This window comes from Alteribacillus persepolensis (genome assembly GCF_900099605.1).
GTDB classification, from domain to species: Bacteria; Bacillota; Bacilli; order Bacillales; family Marinococcaceae; genus Alteribacillus; species Alteribacillus persepolensis.
In genome coordinates, this window is the sequence record NZ_FNDK01000036.1 from 1 (window position 1) to 20,530 (window position 20,530).

General features: G+C 45.8%; 18 protein-coding genes. 1 reads left to right on the plus strand and 17 read right to left on the minus strand.

All coding sequences use genetic code 11. From position 1 onward, the window contains the following. Nucleotides 1-506: 506 nt before the first annotated feature. The 10 genes from BLT18_RS16680 to BLT18_RS16725 form a co-directional block, all read right to left on the minus strand. Nucleotides 507-905, minus strand: a complete 399-nt coding sequence (locus tag BLT18_RS16680) for a hypothetical protein (protein WP_091276595.1) — start codon at nt 903-905, stop codon at nt 507-509. Nucleotides 906-981: 76 nt separating this feature from the next. Beyond that, nucleotides 982-4,086 carry an efflux RND transporter permease subunit gene (locus BLT18_RS16685; protein WP_091276598.1) on the minus strand — a complete coding sequence of 1,035 codons (3,105 nt, stop codon included), beginning with the start codon at nt 4,084-4,086 and terminating at the stop codon, nt 982-984. Continuing rightward, the gene (locus tag BLT18_RS16690; RefSeq protein WP_091276601.1) at nt 4,083-5,666 is read right to left on the minus strand and encodes an efflux RND transporter periplasmic adaptor subunit; all 1,584 of its coding nucleotides are present in this window, start codon (nt 5,664-5,666) and stop codon (nt 4,083-4,085) included. Before BLT18_RS16690 ends, BLT18_RS16685 begins: the two co-directional genes overlap by 4 nt. A gap of 47 nt (nt 5,667-5,713) precedes the next feature. Then, nucleotides 5,714-6,190, minus strand: coding sequence for a MarR family winged helix-turn-helix transcriptional regulator (locus BLT18_RS16695; RefSeq protein WP_175487578.1), 477 nt, complete (start codon nt 6,188-6,190; stop codon nt 5,714-5,716). 174 nt (nt 6,191-6,364) lie between these two features. Then, nucleotides 6,365-7,597, minus strand: a complete 1,233-nt coding sequence (locus BLT18_RS16700) for a TolC family protein (protein ID WP_091276607.1) — start codon at nt 7,595-7,597, stop codon at nt 6,365-6,367. 178 nt (nt 7,598-7,775) lie between these two features. Beyond that, nucleotides 7,776-8,423: a class D sortase gene (locus BLT18_RS16705; RefSeq protein ID WP_091276609.1), complete on the minus strand. Its 648-nt coding sequence runs from the start codon at nt 8,421-8,423 to the stop codon at nt 7,776-7,778. Continuing rightward, nucleotides 8,420-9,409: an LPXTG cell wall anchor domain-containing protein gene (locus BLT18_RS16710; protein WP_091276612.1), complete on the minus strand. Its 990-nt coding sequence runs from the start codon at nt 9,407-9,409 to the stop codon at nt 8,420-8,422. The genes BLT18_RS16705 and BLT18_RS16710 overlap by 4 nt, the downstream gene beginning before the upstream one ends. A gap of 76 nt (nt 9,410-9,485) precedes the next feature. Further along, entirely contained in the window at nt 9,486-12,062 is a 2,577-nt protein-coding gene (locus BLT18_RS16715) for a midas domain-containing protein (protein ID WP_091276615.1), read from the minus strand. A gap of 96 nt (nt 12,063-12,158) precedes the next feature. Beyond that, on the minus strand, nt 12,159-12,800 hold the full coding sequence (locus tag BLT18_RS16720) for a TasA family protein (protein ID WP_091276618.1): 642 nt from the start codon (nt 12,798-12,800) through the stop codon (nt 12,159-12,161). Nucleotides 12,801-12,907: 107 nt separating this feature from the next. Further along, nucleotides 12,908-13,474 (minus strand): signal peptidase I, encoded by a 567-nt coding sequence (locus tag BLT18_RS16725; protein ID WP_091276621.1) that lies wholly within the window; start codon nt 13,472-13,474, stop codon nt 12,908-12,910. Nucleotides 13,475-13,698: 224 nt separating this feature from the next. Here BLT18_RS16725 and BLT18_RS16730 point away from each other — a divergent pair, with 224 nt between their 5' ends. After that, nucleotides 13,699-14,037: a helix-turn-helix domain-containing protein gene (locus tag BLT18_RS16730; protein ID WP_091276623.1), complete on the plus strand. Its 339-nt coding sequence runs from the start codon at nt 13,699-13,701 to the stop codon at nt 14,035-14,037. A 161-nt stretch (nt 14,038-14,198) separates the two neighbouring features. Here BLT18_RS16730 and BLT18_RS16735 read toward each other — a convergent pair whose 3' ends face one another. The 7 genes from BLT18_RS16735 to BLT18_RS18715 all read right to left on the minus strand — a co-directional run bounded on the left by BLT18_RS16735 (nt 14,199) and on the right by BLT18_RS18715 (nt 20,369). Continuing rightward, nucleotides 14,199-14,609 carry a hypothetical protein gene (locus BLT18_RS16735; RefSeq protein WP_091276626.1) on the minus strand — a complete coding sequence of 137 codons (411 nt, stop codon included), beginning with the start codon at nt 14,607-14,609 and terminating at the stop codon, nt 14,199-14,201. 15 nt (nt 14,610-14,624) lie between these two features. Beyond that, nucleotides 14,625-15,425 (minus strand): TIR domain-containing protein, encoded by an 801-nt coding sequence (locus tag BLT18_RS16740; RefSeq protein ID WP_091276628.1) that lies wholly within the window; start codon nt 15,423-15,425, stop codon nt 14,625-14,627. Between the two features lie 223 nt (nt 15,426-15,648). After that, nucleotides 15,649-16,137, minus strand: coding sequence for a hypothetical protein (locus BLT18_RS16745; protein WP_091276631.1), 489 nt, complete (start codon nt 16,135-16,137; stop codon nt 15,649-15,651). A gap of 304 nt (nt 16,138-16,441) precedes the next feature. Next, entirely contained in the window at nt 16,442-18,250 is a 1,809-nt protein-coding gene (locus tag BLT18_RS16750) for a LysM peptidoglycan-binding domain-containing protein (RefSeq protein WP_091276634.1), read from the minus strand. A gap of 32 nt (nt 18,251-18,282) precedes the next feature. Continuing rightward, a complete protein-coding gene (locus BLT18_RS16755; RefSeq protein ID WP_139184761.1) occupies nt 18,283-18,465 on the minus strand; it encodes a hypothetical protein in 183 nt (60 codons plus the stop codon). Between the two features lie 20 nt (nt 18,466-18,485). Beyond that, entirely contained in the window at nt 18,486-19,133 is a 648-nt protein-coding gene (locus tag BLT18_RS16760; protein ID WP_091276639.1) for an isochorismatase family protein, read from the minus strand. Between the two features lie 216 nt (nt 19,134-19,349). Further along, nucleotides 19,350-20,369 (minus strand): flagellin, encoded by a 1,020-nt coding sequence (locus BLT18_RS18715; RefSeq protein ID WP_281242376.1) that lies wholly within the window; start codon nt 20,367-20,369, stop codon nt 19,350-19,352. Nucleotides 20,370-20,530: the final 161 nt, after the last annotated feature.

Here is a 20,530-nt window from a genome sequence, read left to right on the forward strand (position 1 = left end):
TCATGGCGGAAACATGCATTACGTAAACTGCGTGAACAGGACATGAAAAAACGAATCTTGTAACCAAGAAAGCGCAAGCGCCTTAAAGAAGGAGGTTCGGCTACGGTGACGGAACTTCTTTAGGAACTTCTGTAAGGTACTTTTGTAAAGATGCTTTTGTAAAGATGCTTCTACTAAGAACGCACACGTCCTGTGTGCAACGTAGAAGTCACCACTTCCTGTGGAAGCACGTCCTGTGGCGGGCGTTGAAGTCACCACTTCCTGTGGAAGCACGTCCTGTGGCGGGCGTTGAAGTCACCACTTCCTGTGGAGGTACGTTCTGGCGGGCAGTTGAAGTCACCGCTTCCTGTGGAGGTACGTTCTGCGGCACACTGAACCGACCCACGTCGTGTGCGCCTGGGCGGGCAAGCGCTCGCGCTGGACAATGAAAATGCCAAACTTTTATACTTTCTGTTAAAAAAAGTGCCCAACCCGTAAGTAAAACGAGTTGGGCACCCTTGCTGCTATTACTCTAATGTTTCCTGCGTCACCAGTTCGGATCCTTGAGCAACGATTAAGTCTACTGGCTGCTCTTCATAATTTTCCCGAATGATTTCTTCGTATTTTGATAGCCATTCTTCATTCCATTCTTCCCCTTCAGCCAGCTGGATATCAATATTCAATGACTGTTCCCCGTCACTGTCTACTACTTGCACCATGGCATCTTCTACTTCAGCCTCTGCTGCGAGACTCTCTTGTAACGCCTCATCGCTGTCCAGCTGTGCAGAAGGTCCTGTTTCTTCTTCCGCTTGTTCTACCTCTTCGTTGGCTGCTTCTTCGTTGGTCTCAGCGTCATTATCAGATGAACACCCCGCTGCTGTAAGAATGGCAGCTGCGGCTGCTGTCAGTAAAAAACGTTTTTGCATCGCAATTCTCTCCCTTTTTTCCCAATATACACCTATTTTATCCAAAAATAAGGACGTCGTACAGGCTCCTTTGTACCTATGACATGTCTTTGTCCGCTGCTGTCTGCCGTCTTTCTTTAATGCGCGACAGCCGTCTTTTCCAAGATTGAATCATGTTATCGGTCACCGCATAAACAACCGGAATTAACACAAGTGTAAACAAGGTTGAAAACAGTAAACCAAATATCACGACTATCCCCATTGGCGCTTGTGCTTCTGCACCTTCACCGATACCAAGAGCAACCGGAATCATCGCAAGTACAGTGGTGAGCACCGTCATTAAAATCGGCCGTAACCTGGCTGGACCTGCTTCTAAGATAGCGTCATCACGAGCAAGTCCGCTGTCTCTGCGCTGGTTAATATAGTCCACCATGACAATCGCGTTGTTGACGACAACTCCAACGAGCATAATCACCCCAATAAAGGCGGTAATACTTAACGGCGTTTGCGTAATAAATAGACCAAACAACACGCCAATTAACGTAGCCGGCATCGAGAACATGATGATAAATGGCTGTACAAATGACTCAAATTGAATCGCCATAACCCCATACACGAGGAAAATGGAAGCAACTAACGCTAACGTCAAATCAAAAAACGCTTCCTGCATGTCTTCTGATTCGCCGCCGAAACTCACCGAATAGCCGTCCGGCAAATTCATTTGATTAATCTCCGCTTCGATGTCGCTAGAAACTTCTGATAGGGTACGTCCTAAAACATCACTCGTAATATCGACTTGGCGCTGCTGATCTTGGCGGTTGATTTGTGTCGGCCCGGTCGTCTCACGTAATTCGGCGACAGATGATAACGGTATACTGCTGCCATTTGGTGCGCTCACCCGTAAGTTGCGAATGTCTTGCAGCTGTTCTCTAGAGGCTTCTGGCAAAATCACTTCGACATCAATCTCTTGACCGTCTTCTCGAAATTGCGTCGCAACTTCCCCGTTAAACCCAGTCATTACTTGACTCATCACGTCTTGATAACTTAAGCCGTATTGCGCTGCTTGCTCTCGGTCGACATTTACTTCAATTTGCGGCCTGCCCTCACCAGCTGTTGTTTCCACGTTGGTTGTGCCTGGTACTTGCTCGATAGAAAAAGCAATTTCTTCAGCCAGCGTTTCGAGAACATCAATATCCTCACCGCTAATACTTACTGAAACCGGTGACGTTTGCCCCATTGCTCCAGATGTGACACTAGCTACCGAAATTTCAGCACCAGATACGCGCTTGACTTGTTCGGATAACTCGCTAATTAATTCACTCGTCGTAATCGATCGTTCCGCTGGATCGACAAGTGATACGTTCACTGATGCTATGTTGTTTCCACCGCTCATACCGGTAGTATCGCCGCCTACCGTTGAATACGTCGTAGCAATCGCTTCATCATATGGTTCCAGCAGAGCCCATACTTGATTGACCGAGCGCTGTGTTTCTTCGATTGTCGATGCTGTCGGGGTCTCCACGTTAATCATGATTTCCCCTTCATCAGAATCCGGCAGGAGAACCGCCCCAATCATTGGTACGAGTGCAAGAGACGCAATCGTTAAACCGCTCGTTACAAACAGCACCGTTTTCCTGTGGCCAAGCGACCATTTTAACAAACGCTTGTAGGTACTATTTACCCGGTAGCCAAGCTGTGTAAAACGACTATCTTCTCGCGACTCAGCAGCACTTTCTTTAATAATTTGGGACGACAGCATCGGTACGATTGTCAATGCTGCAATGAGTGATGCAATTAATGCAAAACTGACCGTCAGTGCGAGCGGTGCAAATAACTCCGAAGCAATCCCTTCTACAAACACCAACGGCAAAAACACAACCAAGGTAGTCATCGTTGAAGCAACGATAGCACCGGCAATTTCTTTTGATCCTTCAATAGCAGCTGCCCGCTTCGTTTTACCAGCTTCCAGGTGTTTATAAATGCTCTCTAACATAACAATCGAGCTGTCTACCATCATCCCTACACCTAGAGCCAGTCCGCCCATCGTAAGAATATTTAACGTTTCCCCGGTAAAGTACATCAAGGCAAACGTCGATACAACGGCAATCGGAATCGAAATACCAATAACAAGTGTTGCTCGAACACTGCGTAAAAACAGCATCAGCACAAGCACTGCAAACAAAGCCCCAAACAACAAGTTCTGGGTGACACTGTCGATAGACGCTTCGATAAATTCAGCGGAATCAAATACGATACTAAGCTCGGCTGTTTCACCCGTTTCTTCATTTAATTCCACGACTAAATCGCGCACTGATTGCGATACTTCCACCGTATTCGCGTCCGATTGTTTCATAATGGAGAACATGTAGGCTGATTGTCCATTGACGAAGGAATCCGTGGAGTCTTCTTCCACCGTGTCGACTACTTCCGCCACGTCACTTACTTTTATGTTGCCCTCTTCCCCTAACGAAATCAATGTATTTTCAATGTCACGGATGTTGTCAAACTCGCCTTCAACACGAATCTGTACATCTTGTCCGCCGCTTTCCACGTCCCCTGCAGAAGCGGACATATTTTCAGATTGAAGTGCATTCGTCACTTCGTTCGCCGTGATTCCATATCGATTTAACTCTTCTGTTTTCAGCTGCACTTCGACAACGCGAGGTTTGATGCCATCAATCGTAACAGATGCGACACCGCTGCCTTGTTCTAACTTCGGCTGAATCCGATCTTCTGCTAACCGTTCCGCTTCTTCAGCGGTCATCGTTTCTGGCATCCCAACCCACAGAATCGGCTGCTGGTTCGGGTCAAACCGCATAACCGACGGATCATTGGCTTGATCAGGCAATGTAGAAGCGATGCCATCTACCGATTCCCGGATATTCAGCATCGCTTGATCCAAGTCTGTTCCAAAATCAAATTGAATCATGACAATCGATGAGCCTGAACTAGATTGAGACTGCACATTATCGACATTATCAATGGTTGCCACCGAGTCTTCTATCGGCTCTGTTACCGTTTCTTCAATATCTTCTGGTGCAGCCCCGCTGTAGTCGGTTGCAACAACAGCCAGGGGTAATTCCATATCTGGATACAGATCAATCGCCAAATTCCGAAGTGCCGTAATGGATAGCACGATGACCATGGCAACAATCATGATTACCCCTACCGGGCGCTTGACCGACCATCGTGAAAGTTTCACGCATCCTCACCCCCGGCATCTGGCTCTGCTGCCTCTTCTGCTTCTTCGCTGTCATCCTCTATTTCTGTTACATCTTCGACTGCCGCACCGTCTGTTAAAAAGTACTGTCCACGTACAACAATCGTACTTCCATCAGCCAAATCATCTGCGCGAACGGCTGTATAATCTGATTCTTCACGGATGACTTCTACAGATACAAGCTCAGCTGTGTTATCCTCTGCCACAAAGACAGACGGCTCGCCTTCCATCGTAATGACTGCTTCTGTCGGCACTAATAAACTGTCTTTTACATATGTTTCTTCTATTAACAATTCAGCATGTATACCAGCACGCAAGGACTGATCAGCATTACTTACCTGCACTTCAACCGGGAACATACCGTTTTCATCTGCAGTCGAAGCCACGTGAGTGACTGTTCCAGTCGTTTCTGTTTCAACCGATGGGAACCGAACCGAAACTTCATTCCCTTCTTCAAACAGTGTCAGCTGATTAGGAGTCACATTTGCCACAGCATGAAGCGCGTTCAGCTCTCCAAGTGTTAAAATCGGTTCCTGGCCTCCATACATTTCACCAGGTTCACCGTTCATGTCTAACACTTTCCCCGACGTGGGAGCACGTACAACCGCGTCAGCAAGATTTTCTTCGGCTTGTTCCACCGCTATGCGTGCTTGTTCCAACGCAGCATTCGCATCGTCTATGCTGCCGCCTGCTTCATCCACTGCTGCTTCTGCTGAATCGATGGATGTCTGCAGTTCTTTTTTCGCATCTTTTGCCTCTTCCCATTGCAGACGGGCTTGTTCCACATCCGACTCCAACAGTTCAATATCATACTCTTGCTGAATTTCTTCTAAGTTATCCTCCGCATCCGAAAGGCTGTCTTCTGCACTCTGCACATTATCTTTGGCATCTTCTACTGCTTCTTCGGCTTGTTCTAATTCTTGTTTCGATATTAATCCATTGTCAAACAATTGCTGGCTGCGATCGCGCTCCCGCTCAGCTGTTTCTAGACCTCTCTTAGCTGTTTCGAGCGAGCGCTCAGCTGATGCCACCGAGCGTTCTGCTTGTTCCATACTGTTTCCTTGATTTTCTTTTGCCTGCTTGAGGTTTGTCTGCGCTTGTTCATACTGCTCTCTGGCTTGATTGATAGCATGATCAGCATTTTCTAATGCGACACGCGACTGTTCAGCATTCGCTTGCGCGCCGCGTTCTCCTGCTTCTGCCATCGTAATGGTGCTTTTAGCCCGTTCATATGCAGCCCGCTCTTGTTCAAGCGCATGCTGCAAATCAGTATCATCTAGTACCGCTAGCACTTGGCCTTCCTCCACGGTGTCTCCTTTATCAACACGAACTTCCATAATTTCTGCATTGATGCTTGGTGTCAGCGCAACCTCCGATAGTGCTTCTGTTGTCGCGCTGATAGACTGGTTTCCCGTTAAAGATCCAGCGTTTACAAGCGATGTTTCCACCGGTACAACTTCTTCTGTGTCTGTGCCGACATCTGTTGACTGGCACGCGGCCAGAAACACGAACGTTATACAACACGCGAGTACTCCGATGACTCGTAACGTATCTTTTTTCACGGTATGTCTCCTTCCCTCATGCGTTCTTTCTATGTCACACAACCTTTTTATGTAATACAATTTTCCTGCCGCTGACTATCACTTATTTCCTGGTCATTATCATCACTCACCATGACGCGCAGCTTCTCTGTGATACGATACAGCGTCTCAATATCGTCATAGGGAAGTTTCATCAAATAGCCAGAAGCAATCCGATTTCTTGTTTCCTTCATTTGTTTCACAACGTCCGTCCCTCTTTTGCCTAAACGCACGAACGTTTGACGCCGTTGGTTCGGATCAAGCGTCCGAATGATATACTGTTCGGCCTCCATTTTTGATAACAGCTGACTCACCGCACTCGGAGAGGCGTGCAAATGACGGACAATATCTTTAACATATACCGATGAATGCTTGGACAACAAAAACAACACCATCCGGTACTTTTCCGAAAGCTGTATGTAATGCGCACCAAACTCTTCATTTATCTTCAATGTCACATCAAAAAGCGCATCATCAACTGCACGAAGCAGCGCTTCTTTATTCACACTATCACCACCCATCTGTTTACCATTTTAATAGTTTAATATATAAAATTGTTTAACATATTAACTATTTAGAATGTAGTCAAAAAAACGGGCAGAGTCAAGTACTTTTTTCCTAGAAACAGAGAAACGTCCTGTGGCATCTAATCTCCACAGGACGAAAAAATCTCCAGTACGTTAGGACGATGGAACAACGCCAGCACGCAAGGCTTCGATTTGCTGCTGGACTAAAAAGTACTCATACTGTGCCATCTTATAAGAAAGCTCGGCTTGCTGCAGCTGCAGTTTCGCGCTGTCAAAATCTGCTTGCGCCATTAATCCAGCATCGAGCTGCACCTTCCGTTTTTCATGGTCGGTGTTGGCATAATCCCACTCATCCTGCGCTTCGAGCAAGGATTGATATGCCTGGGTAGCATCCGCAAACAAAGAGTCAATCGATTCAGTGACATCTTGACGAACTTGAGCAATGTTTTGTTTTTCGATGTCCACTGCCAGATCCGCTTGTTCGCGGTCATAGGAATCGGCATCATCGTCTTCATATACTTGTTCTTGTTCATATTCAGCAAGAGCTAAATCTTCTTTTGCTTTTTTCATCATATACGTATTCTCCATTAATGTATCAGTATCTTCCTCTTGTTCGATCGGCACAACACTTTCGATTTCCGGTGCTTTAAACTCCAAATCATCGTGATAGGAAATACCAAGGTCAAGCGTAAACAACGACTTGTCATGTTCGAGCTGGCGCTTTGTTTCCGATACATCAGATTGAACACGTCTCCACTCACGCTGGGCTTCATCCAAATCTTGACGCGGAGCCACACCGATATCATAGCGAAGCCGTGCGTTTTCGACATTCACCCGCTCGCGTTCATATTGTTCTTCTTGCATAGCAAGCTGCGCTTCATTCATCACGATTTGGGTGAACGTAGACGCTGTTGCCAGTTCCAGTGCTGCTTCCGCTTCTTGCTGGTCGTACTCCATCGTTACGATATTCGTTTCCAGCTGTTCGATCGAATCAATTAAATCATCATACATATCTTCTAGTTCTTCGAGGCCATTTTGGATTTCATAACGTTGCTGAAACGTCCGTTCTCCTGTTTCGCGCTGAATGTCACGCAAGTCATCCATCCGGTCTTCCATATCCTCGATGTCATTTTCCGCATCACGTGTATCTGCTTCTGTGGCATTTAACTGACTTTTGATGTTCTGCAGCTGATAATCCATCAAGAGCAACGATGTATTATCTTCTTTGGCATAATCAAGTGCTTCTTCTAGTGTCAAAGACGTAATCACATCTTCTTCTGCTTCATTAGTGCCAGTTTCTACACCCTGCTCGCTCTCACTCGCCATCACAGCCGGTGTAAAGCTGGCAAACACAAGTGCCGCAGCCAAACTCCATGTTTTTTTCATCTCACATCCCCCATCTATGCTATGTATTGGTAAAGAAAGGACCCCATTCCTAATTATTCCACACTAGCATTCTATCATATCCATCATACGTTGGGGTATGTGAAAACATCCTTCATGAAATTGCCAAAAATATCAGCAGAAAGAACCTGTTGTTCATGTCCGAAAACAGGTTCTTTCGTTAATTCGATATGGCTTTTGCTTGCACAATCAGGCGGTGTGTCGGATTTTTCATGGGGGTGCATGTCACGAGTGTGACCAGCGATTCATCCCCTGTGGACTGGTCCAAAACAGATGTGTCAAAAGGTGGTACCACCACCGTATCAAACACGTGATAGACAAATGTGCCTTCACGTGTCTCAATCTCCACCTCATCGCCAGCCGCCAGTTCATCGAGCCGGTTAAACATCCGTCCGTATGTGTAGCTGCGGTGAGCAGCAATGGCGCTGTTACCGGCTTTGCCTAGCGCTGCGGTCCCTTCAATCAGACCCGCACCGATATCTAAATGTTCTTCCGTGGCACCTGGCAAGATAGGAAGTTCCACATCAATAGCAGGGATACGGATCACGCCTTCTGTCTGCACGTCTTGATTTTCACTAGTAACATCCTCCGATACGCTCTCGCTGCCACCAACAGCAAACACACGATCCAGCTGTGCATAACTTTCCTCTGTTTCCGTGCTCACTTCCTCCGCTTCTGCCGCATCTTGCGCTTCCCACTGTTTCACAAGTCTGTCTTGCTGTCTGTCCGCAGCAAACTCGGAAGCCTCCGGATACACAAAGATACAAGCACCGGCAAAAAACAACCCAGCAGCTAACAGCTTTTTCATCCAAACCACCGCTCATGAACCGGCAGGGATACGACATAATACCGGTATGCTCCAGCAGCCATAACTAACAAGCCAATCAGATAAAAAAGCGTATTCCCTGTTTCCCCTGTTTGCGGCAGTTCTCCGCCGGGACCAGGCTGGTCGTTTCCAACAGGAATAATGGACGTATCCTCCCCTGGATCTTGCGGTTCAGCTGGATCATCGGCACCAGGATCGTCTGGCTGCGGATCCTCTGGAACTTGCGGGTCATCTCCCGGCTGCTTCGGGTCAGAAGGGTCAGCCGGATCCTCAGGATTTCCTGGATCTTCTGGCGCATCTGGCTCTCCAGGAATGTCAGGCTCATTAGGCTCTCCGGGCGGTTTGGAAGGATTATTTGGATTTCCAGGCTGCCCGGGATTGTCTGGATCTGATGGATTGTCTGGATCTGATGGATTGTCTGGATCTGGATTCGGTGACCCGCCTCCCGGAGGATTACCCGTATCTCCATCATCATCACTGTCCTCATCTTCATCATTGTCATCAGGCCGGTCATACTTTTGTTTTGCATCAACTTTGACCGAGATAGTGACGGAAAGCCCTTGATATTCATTACCGCTTTCTTCTGGAAAATGAATATCAAATGTAACCGGAATTCGTTCTGCTTTATCTAACGTGCCCATATCAATATTTTTCACATCGGCAAAACTGCCGCTGTATTTCTTTTCTCCATCCGACATCACATCAACTTGCAACTGTTCAAAAAATGCATCCGACCCGCCTTTTTGCTGAAGCGTTATATCATACGTCACCGCTCCATCACTGACATTTTCCACGTAAAGACCGGTTTCCTGCGTCATACTCGGTGCAAAATGAGAAATATTCATAAAATCATCGTCATCGACGTCAATTAACGTATTCGCAAACGCTGGGGATGGGACGGTAAAAAAAAGCAAAAAGCAAAAACAAAGCACCATGATTCCCGTCCTGCGAATGGCCGCTGCATCCATAGTTCACTCCTCTTTTCTAAAGATATAATAAAAGGAAAAAGGGCAAAGACAGAGGAGGGCATACCCTTAAGAAGGTTTATTCTTCCTCGTCTTTGCTGTTTCGGGCAGGGGCAGCACTTGCACCTCCGCCCGATTCATGATCAGACGATGTTTTCTTTTTGCTGGCTTTTGTGCTGGATTCACCAGAAGAATCATCATCGCTCGCACGATTGGAAGATTTCTTGTCACGAGATGAAGACTCATCACTAGAAGACGATGTCTCGTCATCACTGGAAGTGGATTTGTCATCCCCTTTTGACGTGTCACGAGAACCATCATCCTTACCGGATTCCTTGGAAGAACCACTATCTTTCTCAGAATCATCGGTATTTGACTTGTCTGTTTCTGTACCCTTGTCACCGGACCCCTTGTTGTTATCTATTTTAGCTGAGGAGCCGTCTCTTTCAGAAGATGGACTAGTGTCTGGACGATCTCCTTGTGAAGCAGCATCTGAATCCGTATCATTTGTTGCTCCATCTTTATCACGAGATTCATCTGTGCTGTCGCTTGAATCTTCCGGCGAACCGGAATCTGGATGATCGGAAGAGCTGTCTTTGCCTGCGCTGCTTTCATCGTCGTCTGCTACTGTTTCATCTCTTCCGGCATTTTCATCGCTGTCACTGTTATCGTCCGCAGACGGCTCATTATTGTCTTCTGCAGCAGATGAATCTGAGTCTGAGTCAGTACCCTCGTCTTCAGAAGAAGAGCCGGAAGTATCGGTTTCATCCTCTTCTTTGCCATCCCCGCTATCATTTGTGCCGTCCGACTGCTGCTGGTCTTCATGAGCAGGATCCTCTTGTTGCTCGTCTGCATCTTCACTGGCAGACTCATCACTGTCATCTTCACGCTGCTCTTCATCTTCGCTTGTGTTCTCGTCATCCTCGCTTGCTTCTGATTCATCAGCTGTGTCCTTTTCTGACTCTGTACCATCTTTCGAATCGGCTCCTTCTTCTGCTGCATTCTCACTCTCTTTTTCCGATTCGGTGCCTTCCTCAGATTCTGGTGCTCCTGCTTCTTCACCGTTTTCCCCGGACTCTGTTGAATCAGTTTCGTCCTCTGTTACATTTTCATCTCCTTCACCTGTCTCTTCCGTCGTTTCTTCTTCTGTCCCTTCAGGTTCTTCGCTTCCTTCTTCTGTTTCGTTCGGTGAATCAGCATCTTCTTCGGCTGCATCTTCGGAGCTGTTCTCTTCTTCGGCCGGCTCTTCTACTGATGGCGTGTCGCCAGCAGCATCTTCTTCTACTGTTTCTTCGGTGTCACCGGATGTTTCCTCAGTCTCTTCTGCAGCTGGCGGTGTTTCCGGATTGTTGCTTTCCTCTCCTGTTTCATCCGTCTGTTCTCCGCCATCCTCTGCGGAATCACCAGGCTGTTCTTCTTTTGGAGCAGCTGTTTCTTCATTACTTCCTTCTTCCTCTGCAGGGGGTTGGGATTCCTCGTTTTGATCCGCACTATTGTCTGCATCTGATCCAGAGCCACCCGCGCCTCCACTGTCATTCTCTTCTGTCGAAGTGTCTTCATTCGTTTCTTCCGTTTCCTCTATGTTATCTTCTGGTTCTTCACCAGCATCATCGTTCTCTTCCTCGGATTGATTGTTTTCTTCTCTTACTTCTTCGTCAGTATCACCGTTTTCATCGTTTCCTTGGCCGTTATCTGAATCTTCTTCGTTTCCAGGTTCGTTTCCATGACCATTCCCCGAGCCATTTCCATTATTGCTGCCCGGACCGTTCCCTGGATTGTTTCCATTTCCAGGACTGTTTTCATGATCGGATTCATTGCCATTGCCTTGACCATTATTGCTGTCTGGCCCTTGCCCTGGATTATTGCCATTCCCCGGTCCTTCTTCATTACCGGACCCATTTTCATGATCCTGGCCATTATCGCTGCCCGGTCCCTGTCCTGGGTTATTACCATTCCCTGGATGATCTCCATGACCTGGTCTGTTTTCCTGGCCGTCTTCATCTTCTGTTCCATCTTCTTGGTTGTTTTCTTCACTTTCCGTGCCTTCCTCGTCTTCTTCGCTGCCGTCTCCTTGTTCTTCTTCAACTCCTTCATCGTCTTCATTTCCGCTTTCTGGAGCTTCTTCGTTTCCATCCTCTTCTTCCGGAGCTTCTTCGTCACCTTCTTCTGGGTCAATTTCCGTCTCTTCTTCCTCTTCCTCCTCTTCTTTTGGCGGCGGATTGTGGACTTTCACACGGAAGTTCTCTTCAAATGCACCATTAAATGCGGAAACATTAAAATATACCCACTGAATGTTACAATGGACTCCTTCCCGATGATCGAGGAAAAACGTTTCCGATGCTGAACTATGAGGAGACAAAGATAATTCTTCTATCTCTTCCGGGTTGACGACATAATTATTTTTGCCGTGAGCTTTCTGCCCCGCAGCAACATGGAGATCATCTACGTCGACATGTGTTTTATTAGTAAACGTTAACGTTACTGCACATCCATCTATTCTTTCATCAATATCAATTCCATCCGATGGTATAAATGCTTTCACCGTACTGGGTGCGCTTTTTGTTTCAGCAGTAAAGTAAGATAAAGCCCCAAAACCGTTGACCACGTAGGCGATCATAAAAAGACTCGTTACGTATACATACAATAAACGCCTCAACTCGCTTACACCTCCATTCTTCATAAACTCCCTTTATATGAAACAAAGCAGCTGGAAATCAGCTACTTTGTTCCTGCCACCATTATCAAAAGAGTATTAGCCTTCAGAACCATCTGTTTCAGTTCCATCCTCAAATTCAGCACCATCAACACTTTGTCCGCCTTCTACATTAAGTGTTCCTGTAAGGGATGAACCTTGATACTCATTACCAGCGTCTTTATTCAAATACACATCAAACTGTACATCAAAGGATTCATCTGGGCCTAAAGGATACTTAAATCCTGCATCAGAAGGGAACCAATCAGGATCAACAAATCCTCTGTTATCAATAACTTTATCTGCCGAAATTTCTTCTGACCAATTCATGTCATTTCTATCAAAAGTCATCTTGATCATATACTCATCGCTTAACGTTTCGCTGGCGTCATTACCTTTATCATCTTTAATCTCAACATCAAGCTGTAAACGAGGAACCATTTCGAGGGAGCCTGTATTTTCAACAGTGATGTTTTCCCCTTCTGTAATTAAGTCTGGAGTAATTTCTGGATCAATGGGCTGCATATTTCCTTCGCTAAATACGGTATACTCAGAAAGATCATTCAATGTAAGAGTACCTGCTGTGATTTCCCCATCGGTAGATTGACTATCGGTAAACCAAGAAAACGTTCCAAACCCTGCTCCAACGGCTACTGCCCCTGCTAATGTCGTTGCAATCAATGCCTTTTTTGTCTTTTTCATAGTGATAATTCCTCCTTAAATGGTTTAATAGAATAAAAAGATAAGTCCAGGGAGAATGCTGCCTATGTTCGGTTTCACCTCCTTTACAAAGTTGATGTATTCCTCCCTTAGACGGTTTGCCGGGATTTCTTCTCTTCTTCTGATTCGGCTTCGTTGTCTTTACCGAGCCTTTCATAGACGGTGATGCCGATTAGGGCACAGACCGGAAGGATGATAAACAACAGCACTCCAACTGGTCCGCTTAAAAACTGAACAACATACCCTCCATAAGGAAGAGTTGTGTTGACCTCTCCTATCAGCTCACTGCCAGAGACCGTATAATCATCGGCAGTGTTGTTGTTATCCCCTTGCGTGTGAAAAACAGGAGCGTCATTCTCTGTTGTTATCTCTATCACTCTGTGCGTCACAATGTTTCCTTCCGGGTCGTTATATGTGATAACATCTCCAACTTCTACTTCCGCTGGATTCACGTTTTTTGCCAGAACCATGTCCCCTGCCGAAAACTCTGGCTGCATACTGTTCGATAAAACAGTTAACGGATGATAGCCAAAAACAGATGGTATTTGATCTGGATTCAACCTCCCTTGAATAAGCAGGAACATCGCTGCTAAAAAGAGAACAAAAAGGATGGTGATGATTCCATTAAAGGCAAAGCGTGTGATACGTTTGACCACCCTTTCACCTCCTGTCGTTTTGTTCGTTTTATAGAATACATTTGCAGTATATAACGAATGCTCATGCTTGAAAACCAGCAAAATTGTCCTTTTATTCAATATAACGCACAAAAATTGTTCTATATATCGTTTTTACTGCGGTTTTCTCATGTTTTCGTTTTTTTCAGATTTTCTTTTGTTTTATATAATGAACAAAACGGAATAAAAAGGGAGGGAGGGGGGATATGATTGGAGCAAATATCAAATCCTATCGACGCCAAAAAAGGCTGTCCTTAAGCGAACTAGCCATGCGGGCGAACATATCAAAATCCTATTTAAGCTATATCGAACGGGACCTGAAACAGAATCCATCCATTGATGTATTAAAAAAAATTGCTTCCGCCATGGATGTATCATTAGACGATTTACTAGGCACCACTCATTCCGCCAGTAATGAACTTTCTTTGGATGAAGAATGGGTGGAAATCATACAAGAAGCGGTAAAGGCAGGCATCAGCAAAGAACACTTTCAAGATTACGTCAACTTTGTAAACTGGAAAAATCACACGAAACCAAAAGAGTAGCAGCAAGAGACCTACATACTTCAAAGGCTCGGCGAGAAAATAAAAAAGGCAGAAGCTCATATGATGCTCCTGCCCTTTTTCGGTGTCATGATCAGCCGTAACAGCTTATTTTCAAAAACAATAAGAAAATGAAAAACGTAAACCAATCCCTATCATCACAATCATTTTGCATATATTTCTATTCCCCACAAAACGACAATGACCATTAGAATAGGAATGTAAAACAAACATACCGTTTTCGAAAAGATCGCATGCAGCCACTTCGATTTTTTTGATTGAAATGGTTTCACATCCATGAAAAAGTCTATTTCTTCCTCTTTTAAAAGGGCCGTATATTGATACAGCTTTCTAAACAGCCGCTCCTGCTGAATAAAATAAGCATCTAAAAACCAAAACATCATAGTTGGAATAAATGCCAGCAGCATAAACGGCGCATCCATTTTCGCAACATTCGCTAACGCGAACAAACCGGTTACTAACGTCGTCGTCCACCTTTTTAACATAAAGGAGTTGGATGCCATCCGCGATATGACGCTTTGTATCATTTCAAGGTGCTTCATTTTTCTTTCCATCGCACACCCCCGTTATTAATCAGTTAATTTGTGTATCATCTCTACACGGTCAATGAAACCATGATGATGATAAAACAAATCCAGGGGATGGATATTACTGATTTCTTGCTTTTTCATCTTTTCATATACGGCCTTCCATTCCCTCATATCTTTTTCGGATATTTTCGGCAAGTGCTCTATATCTACCTTGTAGTTTATCGTTAGTTCCGACGCTTCGTCTTGCGCACTCTTTTTAACTGCCACTTTCTCTCGGGCGGGCGGCTGTTTTCGCATGAATTTCGTCAGCGCTGTTTCCAAGTAAATCCACGGCGATTTCGTCTGATTTATCACATGTTTCGTTTCTATTGCGTTCGGCGTATTTAACAGAAACAAACATTCCGTCTTATCGATCATCATAGCCAGTGCAGTGGCAAGCATCATATGAACATGGCTTGTCGATTGATTTCGTAACTGATAACGATAAAAACCATCTTTGTTTTTACAATAGTGATCATCAATGGTTTTTAATAAATTATCAGCAAATCCCCACACACAAGAATCGATGAACACATTCAAATCAAACGTTTGTTTAAGCCACCCTGCGAGTGCAAGGGCTTTTTCTTTATCTGCATGAGAATGGGACAAAAATACATCCGCCTGTATGAACGGAAACCAGCTCTCCCTCATTTTTGTCCCGTCTAAACTATGGTCCTCTTGTATAAATGCTGCTAGTTCGCTCTTTACCTGACCTTGCATTTGCTGGAATATCGCCGTACCCAGTTCCAGATTCTCTTTCATCGGTGTGCTGTCCCATGTAAGATTGAATCCTGCAAACATGTTCACCCTCCCAATCAGGTGTACTGCCTCTACAGCCATGAAAAACTTCTTTCCATCACCGCCCTTTCCACCTGATATCATGGTGGAACTTGTATATATGTATGAACAGCGGCACGAAGATTTTCATGTTCTATCCGACACGTTTTCGAATAGGGAACTTGTATCTAAAAAAAGCAGAAGCTTATGCGATGCTTCTGCCTGTCTCGATATATACAGTTCGCCGCTAGCGCAAATGTTCTAAGATTTGCAGCGTCCGAAGAAATGGATTGCCTAAGTCGTTCGTATTCGCAGCAGCAACGCGTTTCATTTCTTCCACACAAGCGGTGTAGTCTTCATTGATGACCAGCTCAAGCGTATCGACCTGCTGCAGATGCTCTGTGATATAACCAACCGGCACATAGGGAGACCACAACATATACACTTTGTTCGAAAATGTCTGTAACAGCGCACCGGCGTAGTCTTTTTGTGCTTGGTGCTTCTGCTTAATCTTTTCTACCGTATATTGATTGTTCCGATACAGCAGCCCTCTGATATGAGTGGTCACCTCACAGAGATAAGCGGTGTTCGTCTTGAGATTCAACCCAATCACATCCAATTCCGCTAACCCTTTCAATCCGCCGTCGGGAATGCGGACGTTATAGTCAACAAAATCACAATCTTGCATGCTTTTTAAATATGCCCCGACGATGTATTCCCCAATATCTGTCTGCATCTGCTTCGTTCTCCTTCTCTTTTCGTCTGTTTATCACTGACTGTCTTCAAATGAACTCCTATTAATGATATCGGCTACTCACTACAGTTTATACATATAATAAACTTATCCCCCAACATGTTTATTCCCTGACAGTTCTTGCACTGCTTGCTCGTCATCGTTTCAATGTTTTTGGAGCGCAGCTATTCCATACATGAGTCACCGTGCTCCAACGCACACTCCCCGCCACCTATGAAAAACTTCTCTGTGACAAAGGATTGGGACACTCTCACAACACTTATTTCTCTACTTTTCCCAATAGGTGCTAAAGAAATCGGAGCGTCTCCGCTATTTGATTGATGTGCCCCTGGTCCGCCCATAGAATAAAGTAAGGATACGTCGTTTCTTCGATCTGAACCGGTGCGGGGTAGCGCACAATGAGGGCCGCTTGGTCTGCCATTTCGGGCGGCTGATCCGCCGACGGAAAAATGAAGCAGGCGTCTTGGTGTTGAACGATTGTGTGAGTGATACGAGGGTTGGAACCATATGGGAGTAAGGGGTGGAATGCTTCGTTTTGACAGACTGCGTTCAGCGGATCTTCAGCGGCGATAGCTGCGATTTGAAAAAAGCCGTCCGGCCCTTTATATCTTTCATCCGTCACAGGCTGCCAGTGAGCTTGGTATTGAAACGCCACTTGATAGACAGAGTTGGTGTAGGTCGATAGCGACAACACAGACGGCGACCATGCGAGAGACGCAATCGTCACCCCGTCCATTAACTGAACCGGAACAGGAAAATCCGTATTTACCACCCACATTTCACGAGCTGTCCCCGCTTCATCACAGCCAGAAAGATAAGCTGCTTTTCTGCTGTCAGGCGACCACGTCACGGGCGTGGCAAAACAGTCCGAAATGGCGCTTGTTCGGTCATTTTCTCCCTGCTTTGTTGTGGTTCTGATGAGAGAAAAGTACCCAGCATGTTCAAAGGCATTTGCACTGTAGGCAATGTTCTCAGAGTCCGGCGACCACGCTGGAAAATAGTTTCTCGCAAGCGGCCCCCCTCGCACTTCAAACGTTTCTCCAGTCGCAAGATCGATCGTAAAAATAATCGAAATGCTGACACCCGGCGTTGTATACAAAACACGCGACCCGTCTGGTGAAAGCCGAACCGTATTGTACCGCCCGCCAGTGTTTTCCGTGATTTGCCGCCTGTTACTCCCATCCGTCTGCATCACAAAAAGCTGACTCACTCCCGCGTCATCGGGAGCCTGAAAAAGCAACTCCTCCCCATTTGGAAAAAACTGAACATCCGTCGCTTCCGATACAGAAATCCTCTCGGCTTGATGGCGGATAATATCGTATAAGATGATGTCATGCTGCTTCGCATAAACGAGCTGACGGCTGGCTGACGACCAGTCCAAATAAACACCAAGCCCCTCTTCCAATTGATCAATCCGAGCCACGGCTCCATCTGCTAAGCGGACAACAAACAAAATATTATGTCTCCCTGCAAACGCAATCCTGCTTCCATCCGGCGACCAGAAAGGGACGGAAAACACCTCTCCCAACCCCTCCGTCAGCTGCCGGCTTGCCCCTGTCCCCGGGTCATAAAGCCACATATCAAAGACCCCTCCGCGATTCGCTGTATAAGCGATCAGCCCATCCTCCCCTGGAGGGGCATAAGGAACCGCCAGCCTCATCCCCGGATAAATACGATCAGAAGCAAGGTTATTTACCATTCGTATAAGCTCATGGTTGACGCGCCCATCTGTTACGACGTGAAAACGGCTGGCGATGTGATACAACGTGTCGCCAGGCTGCACGATGTAATATGGAAAGCCGGGAGGAACTCGTAACAATTGACCGATAGAAAGAAGATAAGGCGGCCGCAGTTGATTTGCTTCTATAATGACAGCCGGCGGCACACCATACCGCTGCGCTATGCGAAAAACCGAATCCCCAGGCTGTACCCGGTATACGTCCACACCAGGCGGAACAGAAAGCTGCTGGCCGACAAAAATGGTGTACGGAGGCGTCAATCGATTGGCAGCCGCAAGCGAATCGAGCGGCAGCTCCCATCGTCTCGCAATATGAAACAGCGTATCGCCCGGACGTACCGTATAAAAAACTTGCATCTCTACCCCTCCCACGCGCGATAGCACAAATACTATACCTTATCAAAAGAAGCAGAAAATAATGCACGTCCGCCGCTGATTTTCATAGAGTGCCGAAGAGAAGCCGACCCATCATGCCTAACACCTTTCATCGGATGACCGCCGTGTTGCTTTTTCATAATGTCCAAAAAGAAAACGCCGCAGGCAGCAGCACCTACAGCGTTTTTGTCCTTCACTATGTTTTCATACCAATACATTAAGATACGGTAACATCAGCGTTCTTCAATTTATCCATCACTTCATCGGCAGAAGCAATTTCTGCAATGCAGAAAGATAAACTGGTCAGGGTGGATTGTTGAACGTCTTCCGCGGTCATAGCGCCCGCTCCAAGATCAGGGTGGTCCATCGTACCGGTAGCATCAGAGACAAAAATGACACGGTAATCTCTAAACTGCGCATCTCTTGCGGTAGATTCACAGCACATATTCGTCACGGTTCCTGTAATAATCAAGGTATCAATGCCCCGGTTCCGCAGCTGTGTTTCCAAATCCGTATTATAAAAAGCACTGTAACGATGTTTTTTAATGAGGAGTTCTCCCTCTTTAGGGGCAAGTTCTTCAAAAATCTCGATTCCCTCGGTGCCATCTACCAAAGCAGTCTGATTCCCGATCGGCTCCCAGAAATCTGCCATTAACCCCATATCTCCCCGATCCTTGCTGTGGACGTGAGACGTATAAATCACAGTCGCTCCCTTTTCCCTGCACGCCTCCAGCAGCTTCTTCAAACGAGGCACCATGTCATACGCCATAGGAACCTGCATCGGCGCCCCCGGCTTCACAAAATCATTTTCCATATCAATCACAAGCAAAGCTACCCTTCGTGGATCTTCCACAGCAAACTTCATTCCATCCCCTCCAGTATGAATGATAGTGCGAGATTCTACATGCCTCCACTTATTTTACACTATTGAAAATATTAAGTAAATTAAATGTATTCTCTTTTCAACAATTCATATGTATAAAGTGGGTTCTAAAATACCAACGAAGACCCAGTTAATGTTGATAAAACCATATAAAAGACCCCGACGTTATGTCGGAGCCTTTGAATGGTGGTAAAAATATTAGCCAAGCAGCTGTAGTACAGATTGTGGGCGTTGGTTTGCTTGAGCCAACATGGACTGAGAAGCTTGGGAAAGGATGTTGGAACGAGTCATTTCCATCATTTCTTCCGCCATATCTACATCACGGATACGAGATTCCGCAGCAGATAGGTTCTCAGAGGAATTGTCTAAGTTAGAAATAGTGTGCTCTAAGCGGTTTTGGTATGCACCGAGCTCTGAACGTTGTGAGGAAACTTCTTCAATTGCTTGATTAATTGTTTCTACGGCTGCAGATGCTTTTTCATGACTACTAACGTCTAGAGCATATTCCGTACTAGTATCATCTGTTCCATCTGTTACATTTTGAATTTCAGTAAACACCGCACCGGCTGCTTTATCCCCAACACCATCAGCAGTATCACCCGCGGTCTCGCCACTAATTCCAAGAGCTGATGCTCTCATATCAGAAACATTAATAGTCATAGATTGCCCTTGATTGGCACCAATTTGGAAGTTAGCTTCAAAACCTGTTGTCGTATCCTCGCTCACTTCAAGATTAATACTATTTCCGGAAGTGCCTGTAGCATTTGCGTCAATGTTAACTTGACCAGTACCACCAGAAGAGAGTGAGACATCAGCAGCCAAGCCAGCTTCTAAACCAATGACTGCGTCTCTCATACCATCAGCATTGTCAATGTTTGCTACATCAATTGCAAAATCAGTTTCTAATCCAGCTATTGCTTCCGAGTCATTGGCGTAGTTTTCTAAAGAACTATTGTAAAAACCAATTGTTTCGTCACCAATAGTGATAGAAGAACCTTCTGTTGCCACGCCGTCGAATGTAATATCCCCAGATGCTGCTGTAGCTGAAGCATCATTAGCATCCAAGAAGGTAGTACCACCAAATGCTCCAGTAGAATCTGCATCAACATCTAATTGGCCTGAACCGGCGTCATTTAATGTATAACCACTTATTGCACTAGCTCCACCAATTTCATCTATTATAGCTTGTGGAACATCAGTATTGGAAAGACTATTCACATCGACAGCAAAATCGGCTCCATAAGCAGTTGCTGCATCAGTTGAATTGTCATAGTCACCAGAACTATCAAAGAAGGTGATTTCGTTATCTGCAATGGTAATTGTAGAACCCTCTTCAGGAGTTCCAGAGAATGTAATATCACCATTTGCAGCTACTGCAT